General features: G+C 42.2%; 22 protein-coding genes. 20 read left to right on the top strand and 2 right to left on the bottom strand.

The window, feature by feature from the left end; all coding sequences use genetic code 11:
- Nucleotides 1–19 precede the first annotated feature (19 nt).
- The 8 genes from BMW93_RS31165 (at nucleotide 20) to BMW93_RS31205 (ending at nucleotide 8,530) form a co-directional block, all read left to right on the top strand.
- The gene (locus tag BMW93_RS31165; protein ID WP_090385931.1) at nucleotides 20–1,108 is read left to right on the top strand and encodes a DUF3945 domain-containing protein; all 1,089 of its coding nucleotides are present in this window, start codon (nucleotides 20–22) and stop codon (nucleotides 1,106–1,108) included.
- 33 nt (nucleotides 1,109–1,141) lie between these two features.
- On the top strand, nucleotides 1,142–1,408 hold the full coding sequence (locus BMW93_RS31170; protein WP_090385933.1) for a hypothetical protein: 267 nt from the start codon (nucleotides 1,142–1,144) through the stop codon (nucleotides 1,406–1,408).
- Nucleotide 1,409: 1 nt separating this feature from the next.
- A complete protein-coding gene (locus BMW93_RS31175; protein ID WP_090385936.1) occupies nucleotides 1,410–3,659 on the top strand; it encodes a toprim domain-containing protein in 2,250 nt (749 codons plus the stop codon).
- Nucleotides 3,656–5,728 (top strand): type IA DNA topoisomerase, encoded by a 2,073-nt coding sequence (locus BMW93_RS31180; RefSeq protein ID WP_090385938.1) that lies wholly within the window; start codon nucleotides 3,656–3,658, stop codon nucleotides 5,726–5,728. Before BMW93_RS31175 ends, BMW93_RS31180 begins: the two co-directional genes overlap by 4 nt.
- A 32-nt stretch (nucleotides 5,729–5,760) precedes the next feature.
- On the top strand, nucleotides 5,761–6,117 hold the full coding sequence (locus BMW93_RS31185) for a hypothetical protein (protein WP_143061751.1): 357 nt from the start codon (nucleotides 5,761–5,763) through the stop codon (nucleotides 6,115–6,117).
- A gap of 116 nt (nucleotides 6,118–6,233) precedes the next feature.
- The gene (locus BMW93_RS31190; RefSeq protein ID WP_090385943.1) at nucleotides 6,234–6,821 is read left to right on the top strand and encodes a GNAT family N-acetyltransferase; all 588 of its coding nucleotides are present in this window, start codon (nucleotides 6,234–6,236) and stop codon (nucleotides 6,819–6,821) included.
- A 13-nt stretch (nucleotides 6,822–6,834) separates the two neighbouring features.
- Nucleotides 6,835–7,809, top strand: a complete 975-nt coding sequence (locus BMW93_RS31195; protein WP_177194251.1) for a LuxR C-terminal-related transcriptional regulator — start codon at nucleotides 6,835–6,837, stop codon at nucleotides 7,807–7,809.
- A gap of 472 nt (nucleotides 7,810–8,281) precedes the next feature.
- Nucleotides 8,282–8,530, top strand: a complete 249-nt coding sequence (locus tag BMW93_RS31205) for a hypothetical protein (protein ID WP_090385952.1) — start codon at nucleotides 8,282–8,284, stop codon at nucleotides 8,528–8,530.
- A 566-nt stretch (nucleotides 8,531–9,096) separates the two neighbouring features.
- On the opposite strand, the gene BMW93_RS36355 is transcribed toward BMW93_RS31205, so the two are convergent.
- Nucleotides 9,097–9,525, bottom strand: coding sequence for a SprT-like domain-containing protein (locus BMW93_RS36355; protein ID WP_177194252.1), 429 nt, complete (start codon nucleotides 9,523–9,525; stop codon nucleotides 9,097–9,099).
- A gap of 695 nt (nucleotides 9,526–10,220) precedes the next feature.
- Between BMW93_RS36355 and BMW93_RS31220 the strand changes: the two genes are divergently transcribed.
- The 12 genes from BMW93_RS31220 to BMW93_RS31275 all read left to right on the top strand — a co-directional run bounded on the left by BMW93_RS31220 (nucleotide 10,221) and on the right by BMW93_RS31275 (nucleotide 16,036).
- Nucleotides 10,221–10,742 carry a hypothetical protein gene (locus tag BMW93_RS31220; protein ID WP_090385961.1) on the top strand — a complete coding sequence of 174 codons (522 nt, stop codon included), beginning with the start codon at nucleotides 10,221–10,223 and terminating at the stop codon, nucleotides 10,740–10,742.
- Nucleotides 10,743–10,821: 79 nt separating this feature from the next.
- Entirely contained in the window at nucleotides 10,822–11,538 is a 717-nt protein-coding gene (locus BMW93_RS31225) for a hypothetical protein (RefSeq protein WP_143061752.1), read from the top strand.
- Between the two features lie 27 nt (nucleotides 11,539–11,565).
- Nucleotides 11,566–12,048 (top strand): hypothetical protein, encoded by a 483-nt coding sequence (locus BMW93_RS31230; RefSeq protein ID WP_090385967.1) that lies wholly within the window; start codon nucleotides 11,566–11,568, stop codon nucleotides 12,046–12,048.
- A gap of 7 nt (nucleotides 12,049–12,055) precedes the next feature.
- Nucleotides 12,056–12,445 (top strand): hypothetical protein, encoded by a 390-nt coding sequence (locus BMW93_RS31235; protein ID WP_090385970.1) that lies wholly within the window; start codon nucleotides 12,056–12,058, stop codon nucleotides 12,443–12,445.
- 110 nt (nucleotides 12,446–12,555) lie between these two features.
- Entirely contained in the window at nucleotides 12,556–12,792 is a 237-nt protein-coding gene (locus tag BMW93_RS31240) for a hypothetical protein (protein ID WP_090385973.1), read from the top strand.
- A gap of 22 nt (nucleotides 12,793–12,814) precedes the next feature.
- Entirely contained in the window at nucleotides 12,815–13,123 is a 309-nt protein-coding gene (locus BMW93_RS31245; RefSeq protein WP_090385976.1) for a hypothetical protein, read from the top strand.
- 73 nt (nucleotides 13,124–13,196) lie between these two features.
- Nucleotides 13,197–13,562 (top strand): hypothetical protein, encoded by a 366-nt coding sequence (locus tag BMW93_RS35765; RefSeq protein ID WP_090385979.1) that lies wholly within the window; start codon nucleotides 13,197–13,199, stop codon nucleotides 13,560–13,562.
- Nucleotides 13,563–13,654: 92 nt separating this feature from the next.
- Nucleotides 13,655–13,933 (top strand): hypothetical protein, encoded by a 279-nt coding sequence (locus tag BMW93_RS31255; protein ID WP_143061753.1) that lies wholly within the window; start codon nucleotides 13,655–13,657, stop codon nucleotides 13,931–13,933.
- Between the two features lie 139 nt (nucleotides 13,934–14,072).
- Nucleotides 14,073–14,597, top strand: a complete 525-nt coding sequence (locus tag BMW93_RS31260) for a hypothetical protein (protein WP_090385985.1) — start codon at nucleotides 14,073–14,075, stop codon at nucleotides 14,595–14,597.
- A 63-nt stretch (nucleotides 14,598–14,660) separates the two neighbouring features.
- On the top strand, nucleotides 14,661–15,077 hold the full coding sequence (locus BMW93_RS31265) for a hypothetical protein (RefSeq protein ID WP_090385988.1): 417 nt from the start codon (nucleotides 14,661–14,663) through the stop codon (nucleotides 15,075–15,077).
- A gap of 163 nt (nucleotides 15,078–15,240) precedes the next feature.
- Nucleotides 15,241–15,441, top strand: a complete 201-nt coding sequence (locus BMW93_RS31270) for a hypothetical protein (RefSeq protein WP_090385991.1) — start codon at nucleotides 15,241–15,243, stop codon at nucleotides 15,439–15,441.
- A 127-nt stretch (nucleotides 15,442–15,568) separates the two neighbouring features.
- Entirely contained in the window at nucleotides 15,569–16,036 is a 468-nt protein-coding gene (locus tag BMW93_RS31275; protein ID WP_090385993.1) for a hypothetical protein, read from the top strand.
- Nucleotides 16,037–16,340: 304 nt separating this feature from the next.
- Here the strand turns inward: BMW93_RS31275 and BMW93_RS31280 are convergent, their stop codons facing one another.
- Complete coding sequence (locus tag BMW93_RS31280) at nucleotides 16,341–17,573, bottom strand: amidohydrolase family protein (RefSeq protein WP_090385997.1); 1,233 nt, start codon at nucleotides 17,571–17,573, stop codon at nucleotides 16,341–16,343.
- Nucleotides 17,574–17,796: the final 223 nt, after the last annotated feature.

Below are 17,796 nucleotides of genomic sequence, written 5' to 3' on the forward strand. Positions count from 1 at the left end.
ATTAACATTATGCATTCACATGGAAAGCAAAATTATTTCAGGGGAGGAAGCCGAAAGTCTACATCCCGATCGCGGGGCTGCTTCAAACGATTCGAAGATAATTCAACAAATGTCCGCCCTTCAATCCGATGTTGCACTGCAGCAAGCTGTTCAAGAGGAAATCACAAAGAACTCTCAGATGATAGCAGAGCTCCAAAGAACCCATAAAGGCCTTGATTTCTCATGCGCGTTCAAGGACCTCGAAAACGACCAGGTTGCCTTGCAAATATTATCAGATAAGACTTATATGCAAAGAATGTTGCAGGGAGAAAGCGTACAATATCAGCGTGTCTCGCTCGATAGGGAAGGCCGTCCAGTTCGAAATTTTGGCACTGGCTTAATTTCACTCGATCGCAGAATTGATTCCTTGGTGCCTGTTGTTTCATTGGGCTATTCGGCGCAAAATGCCTTAAACTCACAAATTAGATTGACCATGCCTGATCAAGAGGAAAGAAAATTCAGGTTCAATCTGAATGTAACTGAATCAACAGTGACAGCCGCATTTAGAAGGGCAACTAACACCACGCTTCGTCCTGAAGAGCAAGACGAGCTTCGGCTTCATTCAGGAAATAATGACCTTGTAAAAGCTTTAAGACAGCTTGATGCCTGGTATAGAATTGTTCCCGAGGAAAAAAAGGATCAGTTCAAGAATGATATAGCCACGGCCGCCTATGTAAATCTTGAAGCATCTGTGAAAACTAGAAATGGGGGAGAGCTGAGGCGACGAAACGAGGTTCCCTTGTTGGATTTGCCGCTTGAGATCAAGGGCGTGAAATTAAACGATAAACAAATCCTCAATTTGGCGAACGGACTTCCCGTAGCGGTTTCAGGTCTTAAAGACAGTAGAATTAAAGAACCCTATAACGCCATTCTTTCTTTAAATATCCTTCTTGGAAAAGTTCAGGAAAAGCCCAAAGAGGAAGCCAGTTCTGTAAATAAGGGAGCCAAGCAGAAGGTTCTAGATGGTAACGAATCATCACCTTCAACACGAACGGTAGCTAACTCGCCAAATGAGAAGGAGTCTGCTGAAACTAGAAAGGTTAGGCAGCAGCGGCTTCCAAGGCACTAATTACTTCCATACAGATAGATTCCGCATAGAGAGATGAACAGTAAAAAGCAATTGCTTCAGGATATCCTGGATAAATGGGGCCAAGATGCACTTGATCCCACCTGCGTGGCGGGTCAGATTGAAGAAGGTGAACCAGATATTATTGTAATGCCTAAGATTAGATCGAATCTTACAAATCAGCAGTGGTTTTCAATCCCACAGAACGAACGTGTTCTAATTTTCGATTTTTTCCTTGAAAGCTTGTCTGAGGGCATTTTACCGCTGCATGACTTTATCACGTTCAACCTGAACTTCAACTGAGATGAATACAGCATTTAATAGAATTTCGGAGACCCAGCAAAGTACCTTGCAAGACCTTAACAGGAACGGAATTAGGTTTTTAGCAGCCGGAGAATTCGCGATAGATGCCTATGACCAATCGAGGCTAAACCCTAAGTTGACCTTACTTATTGATCCTGACCCAACAAACCGGGAGAGGTTTGAATCTCTCAAAGCCAATCCAGGACGCAGGTTCAATTTTGAGTCGGATCAAATACGCTTCAAAATGGCCGGTGAAGGCGAATTTGAGCAGCTTTACCGCAATAGAGTTGAGCACCCCGCGATTAGGAGGGACGATCCAAATCAAGTGGAGTCGGTACCGCATATCGGAATTGCCGATCTTTACAAGAAAACAGCAAAGGTCACAGTTGATTCGAGTCCTATGTATGTCGAAAAGGTCGAGCATAATCTCTCAGTACTTTTTGAGGCAAGTAAGGTCTTCCCGGTGAAGGACATTAAATTGCCTGACCCAAGCTGGATTAAACAAGGTAAATTAACTTTGGAAGATGCCTTTGATGTAGCAAATTCCGGCCCCAAGCACGTGCGATTCCCGAATAGAAACAAAATGGACGATAGTAATTCATATAAACCTGTTAGTAGGGACTTAAAGGAGCTGAGAGGCGCTTTAGATATCGAAATAGTGCTGCGTCACTATGGGTACACACCATCATCCAAAAACAAGGGTAACGGAAATGAAACTTATCGTATCTACAAACCCGATGTTCCTGATTCAACGCAGCGTATTGTTGTAATGAATAGAGCAGATCTTCCATACAAGGGCTTTGTAGATCTTAACAATAGTAGTTTCAAAGGGGACTCGATAGAGTTTGTGAAGACTATGGAACAGGGAGATTGGAAACGGACATTCGAGACAATCGATCGCTTGTTGGGCAACCCTGATTATCCAAGAATGAAGCAATCTGTTGCTGAATTGCGCCCAACACCTTCTAAGAATTACCTTAATGACGAGAAGGTCATTCAAAGTGAGTTGATTAAGGACTATAAAGCGACCTTTGTTAAAACTGATAGGCACTTAGAATACCTACGATCCAGAGCACTCGACAGGTCGACAATATTAGCTCCAGAGTTTGCCACGCAAGTCATATCAGTTGTCACAACTAATTCCAAGAAGCCTGAGCAGACATTTCAAAACACGGCCTTTCCGCTGGTGTCTAGCTCCGGAAACATGCTTTCAATGGATATCCGCGCTAATGGGTTTAAAGCATTTCCGGAGGGGGAAAAAGGAGATGCCCTTTGGATGAGCAATCAGAAGGTTGAACTCACAAAGGATACAAGTTTTCGATCTTCAAACAATGGGATAATTGATTTTCCCAAGGGTACACAAGGGTTTCTTACAAAGGCTGGGTTTGTACACAATAATTTCTCAGGATTTTTGGCCTTTGAAAGAGGTACTGAGTTCAAGCATGTCAATCCCACTTCAATCATTCTTTCAGAAAGCCCAATTGATGCATTATCGTTCCATCAACTGAATCCACCCATCTCTGGTGAGAATCGGCTATACATATCAGCCGCGGGGAATCCTTCGAAACTTCAACAGTCCCACATTTCGTCAATCATAGGAAAAAACCCAGAGGCAAAGGTAGTTCTGGCGAATGATGCTGATAATCCAGGAATTAGATTTTCGGTAAACACTGTTGCCCTTGATCAAAAGTCCATGCTTAAACCCGACCTAGCGTTTATTCAAAGCACTGACAAAGACGGCCAGAGAGTAGGGTACAATCTTCTGACACTTCGATTTGAAGGGACTGTTCCTACTGAAAAGTTGTCTGAGAAGCTGTTGGAAGCGACAAATAGTGCCTTTTCTAATCGAGTATCAGGTTTTCTGGCTGATCAAAATAGCAACCAGATTGGTGCCCAGGCTTTAAAAGTCGAGGCAACTCCCGAGCAAGTGGTTTCGGTTAATCCGAAACAGCCGAGCGAGAGCATTGTTTCAAATTCATTCAAGATCAAACTTAGTAATGAAACGAAGCAACTAGCAAACGTGCTCGAAGGTGTTGTCGCGCTAGCCAATGATCTTAACAAAAGCGACCGTTTTATTGTGGCTCGTCCGACCATTGCCCAAAAGGATTTCAACAACGAGTTGAAAGAGCGCGTCGGCAAAGCTTTCGATTCAACAAGTCCGCTTCGCTTTAATAGCGAGCAGACTATCTCGAAACATGAGCAGACAAAAAGCGAGCAAACTAAACCTTCAAACAAACAAAAACTATCATGAAAGTTGTAATAGCAGAAAAGCCATCTGTTGCCAGGGAGCTTGCGAATTTCTTAGGTGCAACATCAAAACAAGATGGTTACCTAGAAGGAAACGGATTTCAAGTAACCTGGGCAATTGGTCACCTTGTGAGATTAGAGGATCTCAATAGCTATCCTGGCTTTGAGAGCAAAGATTGGAAAGATACACAGTCCTCGCTTCCTTATATACCGGAACCTTTTCGGCTTGTTATAGCGAGAGATGATGTAAAGAAGCAATACTTTACGGTTAAGCGACTTTTTGACAATGCTACTGAAATTATTGTTGCTACGGATGCCGGGCAGGAGGGCGAGCTAATTTTTCGTTATATATATTCTCTATCTGGATCGAAGAAACCATTTAGAAGGCTGTGGGTTTCTTCTCTGACAAGTGAAGCACTTGAAAAGGGATTCCTAAACTTGAAAAGCGGCTCTGACTATGACGATCTATATTTCGCGGCCAAAGCTCGCTCAGAGGCGGACTGGATACTGGGTATAAACCTTACACGGCTTTACACGGTAAAATTCGCCAATGAAAGCATACGAATCGTTTCGATCGGTAGAGTTCAGACGCCAACCCTTAACCTGATCTGTAAACGCTTCACTGAAAATAAGAACTTTCAAAAATCCCCGTTCTTTGTTCCGTTAGTGACTTTGAATTACGATAGCAAGGATTTCATTGTAAAATATGAATCTCAATTTCCAGCGCCCCAAGCTGCTAATGAAGTTCTCTCAAAGGTCGGGGCCACACTTCGCTGTACTGATAAGCGCATAGAGAGAGTTACGACAAATCCCCCCAAGCTGTTTAATCTGACGCACTTACAGCAACATCTGAATAAATGCTTCGGTTTTTCGGCGCAAAAGACTTTGGATCTCTTACAAAAGCTTTATGAGGCAAAATTGGTGACATACCCGCGAACTGATTCCAATTACCTGTCGGTTGATATGCGCGGTGATGTAGAAAGATCAATCCAGAAATTTATGGCCATGGTTGAGCCTGGCGCAATTGATATATCCGCAATTAACCCGGCTCCGTTTGATGATGAAAAAGTGACTGACCACCATGCAATCATCCCCACCGGCATTGTTGCTAATTTGGAAGGGGATGAGGGCAGAATTTTTAAGTCTGTCGTTGAGCGCTTCCTGCAGGCATTTGCAAAGCCTTGCTATGACGAAAAGACAACCTTAATTTTTGGACCATTCAAAGCTATTGGTAAAGTTCCAATTGACCTTGGTTGGAAAAAAATTTCTTTGGTTTTGAGTGATGGAAAGTCGCCTGATGATGACGATCAGGTTGAAGACGAATTCATACGACTCCCTAATGTTCCGCATCACTCGGACTGCTCCGTAGTAAGTAAGGAATGTCATAAGGGCTTAACTGCCCCACCAGCAATTTTCACTGAGGCTACTCTTTTGAAGGCGATGGAGCATGCAAGCGATCAAATGGATCTTCCAGATACTGACAGAAGGTTTGGTATCGGCACCCCAGCCACCCGTGCAGGAATAATAGAGGTTTTGATACATCGAAGCTATATTGAACGCCAGGGAAAGAAGCTAGTGCCAACACGCGCCGGCCAGACTTTATACTTGCTAACTAAGGATACAAAAATCGGAAGTATCGAATTGACCGCAATTTTTGAAGAAAAGCTTCAGGCAATTTCCACTGGTCAATACAGTCAAAGGAATTTTCTTAATGAAATAACGACGTTGACTGCTCAATCTGCGATAGTATTGCATACAATTGATGAAAGGGAGCATACCATGTCTGTGGTGAGGGAAAGTAACGCTATTACATGTCCTAAATGTAAAAAGGGTACTATTTTGGAGAAGGATAAGTTCTTTGGATGTAGCGATTGGAAGTCTGGTTGCAGCTTTAAAATTTGGAATGAGTTTGCTGGGAGAAAGCTTTCCTTCAGCCAGATAACGGCAATGATTAAGAAGGGGAGAACTTCTCCGTTAAAATTTACGTCCTCTAAAACAGGAAAGGAATTCGAGGCTCCCATTAGATTCAACCTTGAAACGGAAAAGCTGGAATTCATATTCGAAAAGAGCTAAATTTTAAAATTTATCGGACTAAAATAATGAAGATGTTGTCATATGACAACATCTTCATTATTTTTAAAGCGCCAATGGCGCTTGGCCCGGGTGACAGACCGGATTATTCAATCTCAACATCATTTCTAATGGCTGATCGAAAAAGTATTTCGCTGAAAAAGACAAGGGACTACCCTGAATTTGAAGAATCGCTTAATAAAATAATTGTGGAATATGGATTTAGAACAACAGCTAGTGCAGTACGATTTGCTGTCGAACAATTTTATAGAATTAAACAGGAGAGAGATAATCTTGCCACAACGAATGGTGTTTTACAACAGCAACTTATCGAAGCCAGCGATGTTAAATCGAAGGTTAGAGGTGTTTTAGAATATTTTCTACGAAATTAAAACATTTCTAGTGGTTGGTTGTAGAATGCCAAAACTGGCCTTTATAGTTTTGTTGATTAATCTGTTTAGATGATTAACTTTCAAGCTGTTTTTAGAAATAAATTTAACTCAAACTTATGAGAATTGCTGGTATTAATGATAAGGAGTTGGTAGTCAATATTTTACTTGGCTCCTTTTTGGAAAACAAAAGCGTAAACTATTTAATACCAAACGACAAAAATCGCATCGATAGAATACGAGCGCTTATGGAGTATTCCTTCAACGTCTGCTCTTCGTCTGGGAAGATCCTGATAGATGATAGCAATTCGGCGGTGGCGTTAGTTAGTTTTCCGGAACGAAAGAAAACCACGTTGCGGGGCATTCTTTGGGAAGCTGCTCTTGTTCTAAATGGTATTGGTGTAGGGAATATTTCCAAAGCTATGAATCGGGAAAAGGCTATCTCGGAAAATTATCCGACGGGAGTGGATATTTACTACTTATGGTTTTTGGCCGTAACGAAGAAGCTTCAAGGACAAGGAATTGGAAGCCAGTTCATGGATCAAATTAAACAAGATGCCAAGCAACTTGGGCGACCAATATATTTGGAAACTTCCACTGAGCAGAACCTGCCATTTTACGAAAGAGTGGGGTTTGAAACATATAAAGTTATGGATTTTGGATATAAATTGTATTTGATCAAGAATAAGGCTGATGTTGATTGGTAATACAGACATGCACGTGCTGACGTTGCTGTTTATAGTTTTTGAAACAGTAATGTTTGGCTATCAATTTCTTTTGTATTTGTCTCGTCCGCAGGAGAAGCAACGAGTTTATTATTTGATTCTTTTGGTTCTGTTAATAACGAAAAACACCGCTTCTGGTCTTTTTCCTGATCCAAGAATTGATTTCATACCGCTAATTGATCAGTATATTTTAACATACGGAGCGGGATTTATGATGGCTTCATACTTCCCGTTCTATTTTTATAAAGCATATGGTATCGTTAATTTGAGATGGCATGCTACCAAGGGAATCTTTTTATTTCTACATATTCCGTTCTTTTTTTTATTTGCAGTTACTTTTTTTGCGACTCGGAATATTGATACATCCATCAATGTTGGATTAGCTATTCCATCAATGTATGGCTTGATATTAGGTTATGTTATTTTAGCCGGTATTAAGAAAAGGCTTAGGGGCCAAATAGAACGTCGAGAATATTTTGAGTTGATTGCTGTTTTCCTCGCAGTCATTCCATATGCTTCATTAGCTTTTTGCGCCTATTTCCGGATTTCCCAGGTCAAGGAGGTATTGCTGACAAATGGGGGATTTATATTTATTTCGATTTTATTTATTCGAAACTCTATTCGCCAATCTCGTGAGGAATATCGGACCCTTCAGGAAATGTCCTTTGCCGGAACTGATATCAATCTTGACCCCTCATTTTTAATTCCGGATGAAATTCCTGAGTCAACTGGTGACGATTTTCGCTCTATCCAAGCCCCTCGCGAGATGACAATGGATTCATTAAAGCTTTCTCCACGCGAAAGGGAAGTAGCAACACTTCTAATCGATGGTTTGAAATACCGGGAAATAGCTGAGGCGCTCGGAATTGAGTTCGGGACGGTAAGGACCCACGTCCAAAATGTCTATCAAAAAGCAGATGTAAAGAACCGGACTGACCTTGGGAGAGTGTTTGACTCGAAGCAGGCTTGATGTAAATATTTAAAGATTTGTTATAAAATTTTGTATAATTACGTATAGTACGTATGCATGTCCTACGTAATTACGTATGCCGATTTTATGCCAAATCCGTATAAATTTTTGAAAATTTTTTGCAATTACGTATTGACAGAATAAGATTCATTTGGCTTCATTTGTAAAAGTTTGGTGAACGTAATGAAGAACAATTTAGAAGATAGCTCGGCCACCTGGCTCGAGCGATACAATAAGATGAGGGAACGCCACGGCTGGACGAATAGGGATATTGCACGTATAACTGGGCTTTCTGAATCAACCATCCGGTCGTCTGTCATAAGACTTGCTAGTGAAACAAAAGGGGGGGAACGGAGATTTCCACCGTGGCTTAGGCTAGCAATTGTGATTGACGAGATAAACGTGGATTGCTAGTCTTTTGGGACTTTTATTTTTTTCAATTATTAATCAACAAACTTCACACTGATTCGAAATGGAAGCTATTATCGTTACTCCACACATTTTTCTGGACTCCAAGAGTATTGTAATGCGTTTTGGTGATGGAGCGTTTGATCCGGAGATTGTTGATGAAGATGGTCGTGTGGCTCCCCGTTTTCAATATCTTATAGGTGAACTTGAGTGGAGTAATATAGATATCCCAACCCAAGTGGATCTTATTCTCAAATTTGTAGGTAATCTACAATCGGATACGAGTAGTTCACTTAGAGAGATTCCCTTCTGAGGAAATACTCTCTGGGGCATTTTTAAATTCACGAATGGATCGATTTAAAGTTTTCCTTTCTTGTTTCAATATTTCCAATTCGTTGTTTTTTGGAAGGGCGCGTATTCGATCTCTTGGATTCTTTCAGCCGATGATTTTGCTCATTTTTCTGAATCCGTTATGAGGCTTCTGTAATCGATGATTAGGCATTCAATTGCTTTCGACACGGAGGTTGTATTACACTTGTCTGATTTCAAAAATTATTCAATTGAGGCTTCTATCTCAATTTCTCCGCGCACTCCAAATCGCGAATCATACTATTTTTCATAGTAGTAGTGTTTTTGATTCGATAATTTGAAGTTCCTGTCCACAGGGTTTACAGGTCAGTTCTAGGCCGTGTTTACTCCATACATTTAATTCACAGGTTGGGCATGAATTTTTGTACTTTTTAGCAGTGCGAATCACCTCTGTAGCTTCCGCATCTTGTTTGTTATCGGTAGTAGGTTCGACAGCTTCCGTGTCGTGTTCGTGGTTCTCGTTGTCTATTGTTCCGTAGCCATTGGGCTTAACTGGTTGAAAGGGTAGAGTTAGTTCCCGTTCAGTGAGATTTTATCAAAGGCAGTTTTAAAGGCACCAGGTTCAATAGTGTAGTCGCTCATATGCTGTCCAGTTGTCTTTCCACCGGGTTTTCCCGTCGACGATGGCAATAGGCCAACAGAGATCATCCTTTCCCCCCATTCCTGGTTGTGGTAGAATCTACGCGAAGGTTCTCCGTGATCTTGCTGACACATGTGACACATTTCATGTACAATTGTTCTGTGAACCTCTTCATCTTCTATATCCCAGGTGTCGGGATTTATGCTTATCTCGTGAATACGACGGGTATTGCCTGCATCTGTCCAGCGGTTTGGAGATAAATAGCCAGACGCCCCGTTTTTCCGAGAAAGATTTAGCAGACAGTCTCCTAATTGCCCGTCGAATAGTTCGTTGTTATAATAGTAAAACAGAGCCTCCAAGACGGAGAGAATTGATCCCTAGTTATCATTTGCACGTTCAGTGTTCGTGGAAGGGTTAACAATGGTGCACGATTCGCCAATATAGAAAACCCATTCTTGGCCATTTGGCTCTGAAAACCATAGGCAACGTCCAGTAGGGTCTAAATCACCGGTATAAATGGCGCCGACCTCTATTATCGAACCGCTTTTTCTGGAATCAAGAATTTGTACGATCTGAAACTCGACCTTTTGCATATTTTGTACCATGTGACTTTAATTGTAGTGTAGACTACAATCATGATGAAAAATTGAATAAATTATAGATTTTATAAATTATAAATTTTATAATTGTGTATTAATTACTCATTATATTTATAATTTATAATTGCCGTCGTTATGATCATTAAATCGTATTCCGGGGAATTCCGCTACAATCGGAATGTAGTGCCAAACGCAAAGCGTTCAAAACAGATTGAGTTTTCTGAATTAGATATTGGGGTTGGAGGAGCATAAAGTGCAAAGATGCCGTATTTAACTTAAGAAAATTTTTATGCAACATCATAAATACTTGAAAAAGAGGTAGTTGTTTAAGGGTTATCTGGCACTGTTGGAAGAGCTGTCTCCAGCACTGGAGGGTGAGCGAGACTTGGTGTTAGAATTCGGCGATAGAGTAGAATTAATATGGACCACATGATTGATCTAAAATTTCAGTGAGGATGGGAACTAACAGTGTGCTCAAAATACTACGAGAAAGTAATGACCGACTATTTGACTTGATTAAGGAGAGGGTCAGAAGCAAAGTGGGTGATGAGTACAAAAGCTATTTTGGTGATGTACATGTTACAAGGCAGGACTTGGAGAATATTTTCGGCCCTCAAGAAATTAAGTTTTTCGAGAATAAGCTGAACGGCAGTATTAACCTATTGTCTGGGTTTGGCATTTTTGTTGAGGTTGAAAAGACATTTGATAATGAGAACAACTTTCAATCTTTTAAAATAGACCGCAAAACGGGATGGGCAACTAGCTATGTGGCAGACGAGCAGCTTGCATCTCTGAAATGGTTGCTTTCGAGCTTTTGCGCCGATGTTGAGATTTTCCTGCTAATGGAGGACGACCAGGAAACATATAAGGAGAAACAATTCGGTCGAGAGGAAATCACGGATCAGCTAAAGTTTTCATTAAACAAATACATTGGTTTGTTGAAGACTTTCAATATTGATGTAGACAGTCCATTATAAGTGACCGATGGTAATTAATCGTAAATCCTATCCCATTGTTGATGACATCGTTAATGGACGATTGAAGTCCGTGCGGTTTATGAGCATCGACGATGATTTTTCCGGGAGCTTGAACAGGATCGTTTTTGATGAGGTGTTTTCAAGATACTCCAAGAATTTCTCTAAGGAGCTTTTTGTAGTAAGTAAATCTTACTTGGAGGCCATGTATTTAGCCGAGGATAAGATCCACGATCTGATATCGACCGACATGCAAGGTGAAAGTTTTAAGATTGACTTACAAGGCTGTTACATCGTTAAGGGCATCCTGTATGCTTGTGATTTGCAATTTGTTTCTTCCAGTGAATTCTCTGGGGCCATTTACATTTTTTTACCCAACGGCGTTCCTTACGCCTATATGATCCGTCCAATAACAAACATTTGGATAAGCCATAACGCGGATATAGCTGCTTCCGATATTCAGGGGTCATTCGATTATATGCTTGGATTGATCAACATTCTGCTTTATATCAAGATGTTTCAGCTATATGCTAAGTCTGATATTAAGATTGTTAAGCCTAAGGAGACCTTAAAGAGAATTGAAGAGGGTTATCTGAAAAACGAGTCCGCTGTCCCAGTTACTTACCTTGATTCCAAATGGTTTACAACAATAGTTCGTTCCGAGGGATTCCGTGTTAGGGGCCATTTCCGACTTCAACCAAGAAAGATTGAGGGTGAGTGGGTTAAACGAATAATCTGGATAGAAGACTTTATGAAAGCTGGTTATACATCCAAGGCAAAAGTGCAGGATCAGCAATAAGTCGAAAAGCTAACAAATAGATCGGGCATGAAAGTTAAAGTGACAAGTTTGGAACGGGAAATCGACTCGTTTTTATCAGAGAATGATGAAGTCGATGACCATGAAATGTTAGTGGATAGATTGCTCAGAAGGTTTGGAGATGCGGCCGTGGATCAGAAGGGCGAGATAGTTCCTGAATTCTGGTTTAATCTTGTTGACAGAAGTAACAAGCTACGCGACACAAAATTGATTGGTGACCTTAACCGAATCAACCGACTAGTTATATGTGTATTGATTCTCCCAATTGTATTAACCTGGCTAGGTTGGATAAATATGTCTCTATTTGTTCGAGACATAGCTTTTTATCTTATCGCTGCTGAGGCCGTAGGCCTATTGATACGTGGTACCTGGCATACTATAAAAGGGACTGGAAGCAAGGCTATTGCGGTATACCTTATATGGGCGATAGCGTTAGGCGTGGTCGCTTTTATTTATAATCCCCAAATGCTTCTAAAACTCAATTATCACTAGATCGCGCATGAAACGGAATTTTAATCAACAGGAAATTCAACAGTTAATAGCTGCTGATTTGACAAGCCTACCATTCGGGGAGGGTTGGAGCCTAAGAACAAAACTGCAATGGGGACGACAAGGCCAAGATAATCTGAGCGATCTAGGTGCTTTGCCTCCGGAATATATGAACATCGACGAGCTTATTACACAGTTTTTAGAAACCAAGGATGAATGGAACCAGGTTTTCGTCAATTACATCCGTGATTTTGGTTTGGCAGCGCTAGTTGCAGCGATCAATATTCCTAATAACATTCCCCAGGTATTTTTTGAAGGCAGGGATGCAGACGTAGTGACAGTACATGAGTTATATGTGGACTCAACGAATCGACTAATCTCGGTCACTGTGAAGACTTAAAGGAAAAGCAGCATTGCGCTTCAGCCAGGATCTATTTCTGCCTGGATAACACTACTTTCAAAAATGGAATACATTCAGTGTAATATTTATCAAGACAACAAGGACTTAAAATGGATGTACAAGGACTGGAAGAAACCCGCCGGTGGGAAGATTTGACCGAATCGGAGCAATTGGTAGTCACGACCGTACACACTGCGGGTATCGAGGGAAATATCCCAAGACTCAAAGAAATTTTGGACACGGTAAAGCCGATGATTGTAATAGGCCGAGATTGGAAGTATTGTCGGATTCACGAAGCGAGTGCGCCGGTGGTCAAACTGCTGATCCGGGAGTATTTGCACAAATGAGCCTAACTCTGTAGCCTTAGATATGGAAAGTACTATCACTGACGTCGAAATACAGGAGTTTATAGTCGATAAACTAGAACCGAAAAGGAAGAATCGAACAATAACGTTTGAGAATCTATGGGGCATAGTTGGCGAGCATTTTGGAGATCGCGCATTGGACGGCCAGATGAAGATTGACAGTAGCCTTCAAGACCGTATTTTATCCCATATGCAGAAGCACATGAGGATAATCCGCAGAAGAGCAATCATTCGGGGCGCAACAATGATTGTGGGTGGTTTAGCAATCATCGGACTGCTCTATTGGGGCAACTTGGAAATGGCGAAGTGGTAGAATTCTGAAACATGGAAAGCGCCGGCGAGAGTGTGCAATATTAGGTCACGTAATTCCAACAAAATTTACACACATGAACACAAATTACCTTATTAGTCGGTTGTCCGGCCTGATCTCCAGACGAAATACTCAAATCCTCACATGGGACTTCGACGCGGTTCAAACCTCCTACCTAAAGTATACCGTGCGGCTTCTTTATTTCCTGGGGGCTGTTAGCTTTTGTGCATTGTCAGCGACCTTTTACTATCACCAGGCTAGATTTTTTTGGTTGGCCGTCAACCTGGTTGGCCTTTTGGTTAATCTGCTCTTGGGAGTTAGCAGCTTCCGACGTATGATGGTAAAGGTTCGCTATGAACGCAACGGAGGGTTTTATAACAAGTATCGCGGTGGCAAGTTTAAGACTACCTACCGCGGGGCTGATATCGGCGAGCGCAAGTAGAAGTAAATCACTTTAAATCAACAAACCACAAATTTTAACTAGTAGAAGAATACGAGATGAGAATATTTCATAGTAGATCCAATTTGATATTAGTGGCATTGATAGCCCTATGTGTGATTTTTACGATTCTTTTACAGTCAAATACGCCGATTAAGGCATTTATTGGCTCTACTTTTCTAACAGCTTTGGTTTATGCAGCGTTGCGGTTGTCTTATTCGTCCGCGAAGGAGGAAAATAAGGTGAACGGGCGAACCTTTGATAAATCAACAGCAATTCTTGTAGGTGTGTTAATCATAGTGCTAGGACTTGCTTTTTACTTAGGTGGTGGCATGATTAGTTCTGAACCGCACGGCCCGTATTATTTGCACTGAATTCCTTATTTAATAAATCAAAACTGTCTCGCATGGAAAAGGTGAGCTTAGTAAGACTGTTCTTTGCGCTAGTCTTCTTGATTGGGTCGGCTTTAATCGTCTTGCTGTCCTGTCAGCATTAATCGAAAATAGCATATTTATGAAAATAAATTTTACAGGGCTCGCAAGGCTCATTGAAAAATTGTCAAAATGGGCAGATAGCCCGACGAAGAGCCCTCGAAGCTTCTATCAAGTTGCCTTCGACAGAAAGTTGATTGCCATAGCAAAGCAAAATGGTGCTGTCACCGAGGATGATAAGCGTTTTTGGGCTTCGGAAGATAATTTTGGTGGGCTTTTTCATGAATGGTATGAGCATACTTTCCGACAGTCCTGGAAATTTTCTAAATCATATGTAGCCAGCGCGGGGGTGGCCTTACTTGCTACTGTGGCAGACTCTGTCTACCAGGTGGTCAACCCCTCGCCCCTTATACATTTTACAGTTTGCTGCCTTTGTTTTCTTTTTGGGTTGTACTATTGCGTCAACCTGGTCAGGGTTTTGATAAAATGGAGTGAGGAGCAAATGCCACGCCGGTACATCCTTGATGCATTAGCTGCTGGATCATTTTGGGTATTCCTGACCATTTTCTCATTGATATACATCATTATGGACAATCCTTGGACGTGAGTGGCGAAGGGATGTGAATTTTTGACCAAGGCAATATCATAAATCAAATTACAAATACTTACTATGCATACAGCAACAGAATTTACGCAGGAGGAAATGAGGCGGATGATAGCGGCAAATCAGAAAAGCCTCGCTTTGCCCAATGGCTGGAACCTTCGCACCCAATTCGAATGGAACGAGGAATGGCAGGTTAACCTGAGCGATTTGAAGACCTTGCCGGAGGGGGAGAATAACATCGACGAGCTGATCAGCTCGTTTCTTGTCGACAAGCAGGAATGGAACCAGCATTTCGCAGACTTTATTCAAGATTTCGGACTGGCGGCGCTTATCGCGGCCAAGGATGCGATCTTACCGGTACATGGGGAAATTTCTGGTGATTGGGTGTTCTTCGTGGGAGAAGAAGCCGATTTTGTGCATGTCCGGGAAATCGTAATTAATTTTTCCGAGCGGTTGATTTCGATTGTCTTGAAACGATGCTAGGTTCTGGGAAATATCCAACGAGCGGCCTGCCAAAACCAGAATACTTAAAATGGATTTTTCGGGGAGCCTAAAAAATCTGTCGCATAATAGATTTTATGATAAAGACCAAAATTAGACGCAAGAGTTCATTGGAAAAAACGTGTAAACTTTACATAATACAAGAATGGAGCTATCCAAATTACCCGAGTTGTTTTTTGTGGCCGGCGCAGTAACCGGTTTGGTGCTGCTGATGAGTTTTTTTCGGGCCTGGTCCAGCAGAAAGCCGTTCACCAAGACAAGGACTACCCTGTTTACCATACTTTTCGGGTTTACGGCATTGTTTTTGGTGATGGCAGGTTATCTTCAAAGCACACAGGGGCATTGAGGTTTAGAACCGGTGCCGGACTGTGAGCACGAAACCATAGACATTGCCAGTGTTCTGAATCTTTGAAGTGGACAATGACTGGGTTAATTTCCGTAGACAACTTTAATTTTCACATAACCTATATTTGATGAAAACACCTCAAATCAAATTTTTTACACTGGAAGAGAACGCGCCGAAGGCACCGAAGGCCGTTGAGAAGTCGAAGCCGTCTGGCCATATCTCGGAGGCGGGAACGCTTATTTTCCCTAAGGCTACATTGGAAGAAATTGGCGTGGAGCGGGAGTCGGCATTTTTTAAAATCGGAACCGCGGAAGGGAAGCGTAAAATCAAATCATTGTATTTGGTCCCCACTGATGAGCAAGAGGGCGCTTTTGCATTTAGTAGGGTAGGGAGGGGATCAGGCATAGCACTGCCGGTTATTTTGAAACGTGGAGGTATAGACTACGAAGCCGTGAAGCATGTTTTTACCGTTACTATTTTCAACTACTCCGAGGGGGTAATTGGGTATGAATTGGCGATCCAGCCCGAAACGCCCAAAGAGCCCTACACAGGCAAGCCCAGAGGTAGAAAACGGAAGGAAGAGACGGCCTTATAATAAATTTTAGAAGGTATTTTCAACAGGCAGGCACAACTCTGTGCCTGCCTGTTGTCATGTAAAAGTGTTTTTGTCATTCCGGAGCGCCGGGAACTGCTGGTTCTTGCTCACATTTATACATTGCTGTGCATTTCCATATAGGGCGTCACGGGAGATTTAGATTAAAATTTGAAAGTGATTATATCTTCCGGAATTACGAATAGTCACTGTTTTATCAAAATTGTTGTTGGTGAGTGAGGGCAGTGCGAACTAATTAGTTGTTAAAAGAATGATTTGTTAAAGTTTTTTTCTCATTGCCCTAAGGCTAATCACGTCGGCTAATAACATTTCCTTCCTTCATGACAAAAACGACATGTTCAACCGTCTCGATCTTCGTCAGTGGATCTTCGTCGACCGCAATAATGTCGGCCAAATATCCAGGTTCCAGAAGTCCGATCTTTCCTGGTCCGGCCACTAACTCCCCAGAATTCATCGTCGCTGAACGGAGAACCTGCACATTACTCATTCCTGATTGAGTATAGGCGTGATAGGTACTGACCGTCACTTCACCCCGGTTACGCTGTGCATCGTAGTAGTACATATCTGACCCAAACGCAATCTTGACGCCTGCCTCCTGTGCACGTTTGATGCGTTGTTGGTATCTTGGTACACCGGTCCGGTCAGTTGGTACCAGATAAATTCCTTTTTCAGCCATTAATTTCAATACGGGCGCAGACAGGGTGTAACCATGCTCAATCGAATTTACTCCGGCATTAATAGCATTCAAAGCTGGTTGGTCTCCGTTGGTTGCATGTGCGGCAACTTTTAGGTTGGCTGCCCTGGCCTCTTGAACTATTGCGGTCAATTCCTCTTGATTTAGAGACAATTGATTGTTATTAACGATGACTTTGATGCAATCGGCCCCGTTGAAGATCGCTTCTCTTACCGCTTTACGGGCTTCGTCCACACCTGAGATTTCGATATATTCTTTCGCGACAAGAGTCTTTCGGGCGTTCGCTGTCATCTTGCTGAACTGTCCCCCAATCGGCGACAATGCGCGGGTTGCGGCGTAGATACGCGGGCCTGGAAGCCAATTCTTGCTGATGGCATCACGCAGGGCGACGTCGGTATTTTCACCTGAATTCCCCAGGTCCCTTACAGTCGTGTAGCCCGCCAATAGCATATCCCGAGCATTGCGGGCGCCGATCAAAGCCCGCGTGGCATTATCGGTGATGGCCGTTTCTGTTACAATATTCGCCCCGGGTATTTTTTCTAATTCATACTGGTATTCATGGCACAAGTGGCTGTGTGCGTCCACCAAACCAGGCAACAGGTATTTCGCTCCCAAGTCGATGATGACTGCATCAGCTGGGATGCTGGGACCACTATCAACCTTTTCTATTTTGCCTTGTCGACAGTAGATCACAGCCGGAGTAATTAGTTGCCCGTTGCGAACGTCAACAAGTGCTTTCGCCTTAACAACAGTCAGCTTGTCTTGGGCGCTGACATCGAGAAAGACTGTCAGCCAAATCAAAATTGAGCAGATACAAATTTTCATGGAAAAGGTTAGCAAGGATCCTCCGAATGGAAGTCAACTATTATACCAAGGTTAGAAACCGATTCTGGGTGGTCATAAAGGCTTTTTTTTAAATTTTGTCGTACGGTTTCGGACAGCCGTGTCCGCTTTTGAAGTTCTGCATGAACTAATTTGTCGTGAGATCATTAATCCAGGCCGAGATGACTTACCCAAATTCTTACTACGGTGGTATACATTCGTATAA

It is taken from the genome of Dyadobacter sp. SG02 (assembly GCF_900109045.1).
GTDB lineage: Bacteria > Bacteroidota > Bacteroidia > Cytophagales > Spirosomataceae > Dyadobacter.

Bases quoted from the DNA above. Each gene is read 5' to 3' on its own strand.
- BMW93_RS31225 (WP_143061752.1), top strand. From the start codon at position 10,822: ATGAGCATCGACGATGATTTTTCCGGGAGCTTGAACAGGATCGTTTTT.
- BMW93_RS31205 (WP_090385952.1), top strand. From the start codon at position 8,282: ATGGAAGCTATTATCGTTACTCCACACATTTTTCTGGACTCCAAGAGT.
- BMW93_RS35765 (WP_090385979.1), top strand. From the start codon at position 13,197: ATGAACACAAATTACCTTATTAGTCGGTTGTCCGGCCTGATCTCCAGA.
- BMW93_RS31260 (WP_090385985.1), top strand. From the start codon at position 14,073: ATGAAAATAAATTTTACAGGGCTCGCAAGGCTCATTGAAAAATTGTCA.
- BMW93_RS31245 (WP_090385976.1), top strand. From the start codon at position 12,815: ATGGAAAGTACTATCACTGACGTCGAAATACAGGAGTTTATAGTCGAT.
- BMW93_RS31230 (WP_090385967.1), top strand. From the start codon at position 11,566: ATGAAAGTTAAAGTGACAAGTTTGGAACGGGAAATCGACTCGTTTTTA.
- BMW93_RS31185 (WP_143061751.1), top strand. From the start codon at position 5,761: ATGTTGTCATATGACAACATCTTCATTATTTTTAAAGCGCCAATGGCG.
- BMW93_RS31175 (WP_090385936.1), top strand. From the start codon at position 1,410: ATGAATACAGCATTTAATAGAATTTCGGAGACCCAGCAAAGTACCTTG.
- BMW93_RS31165 (WP_090385931.1), top strand. From the start codon at position 20: ATGGAAAGCAAAATTATTTCAGGGGAGGAAGCCGAAAGTCTACATCCC.
- BMW93_RS31270 (WP_090385991.1), top strand. From the start codon at position 15,241: ATGGAGCTATCCAAATTACCCGAGTTGTTTTTTGTGGCCGGCGCAGTA.
- BMW93_RS31180 (WP_090385938.1), top strand. From the start codon at position 3,656: ATGAAAGTTGTAATAGCAGAAAAGCCATCTGTTGCCAGGGAGCTTGCG.
- BMW93_RS31220 (WP_090385961.1), top strand. From the start codon at position 10,221: ATGGGAACTAACAGTGTGCTCAAAATACTACGAGAAAGTAATGACCGA.
- BMW93_RS31190 (WP_090385943.1), top strand. From the start codon at position 6,234: ATGAGAATTGCTGGTATTAATGATAAGGAGTTGGTAGTCAATATTTTA.
- BMW93_RS31240 (WP_090385973.1), top strand. From the start codon at position 12,556: ATGGATGTACAAGGACTGGAAGAAACCCGCCGGTGGGAAGATTTGACC.
- BMW93_RS31280 (WP_090385997.1), bottom strand. From the start codon at position 17,573: ATGAAAATTTGTATCTGCTCAATTTTGATTTGGCTGACAGTCTTTCTC.
- BMW93_RS31265 (WP_090385988.1), top strand. From the start codon at position 14,661: ATGCATACAGCAACAGAATTTACGCAGGAGGAAATGAGGCGGATGATA.
- BMW93_RS31275 (WP_090385993.1), top strand. From the start codon at position 15,569: ATGAAAACACCTCAAATCAAATTTTTTACACTGGAAGAGAACGCGCCG.
- BMW93_RS31170 (WP_090385933.1), top strand. From the start codon at position 1,142: ATGAACAGTAAAAAGCAATTGCTTCAGGATATCCTGGATAAATGGGGC.
- BMW93_RS31235 (WP_090385970.1), top strand. From the start codon at position 12,056: ATGAAACGGAATTTTAATCAACAGGAAATTCAACAGTTAATAGCTGCT.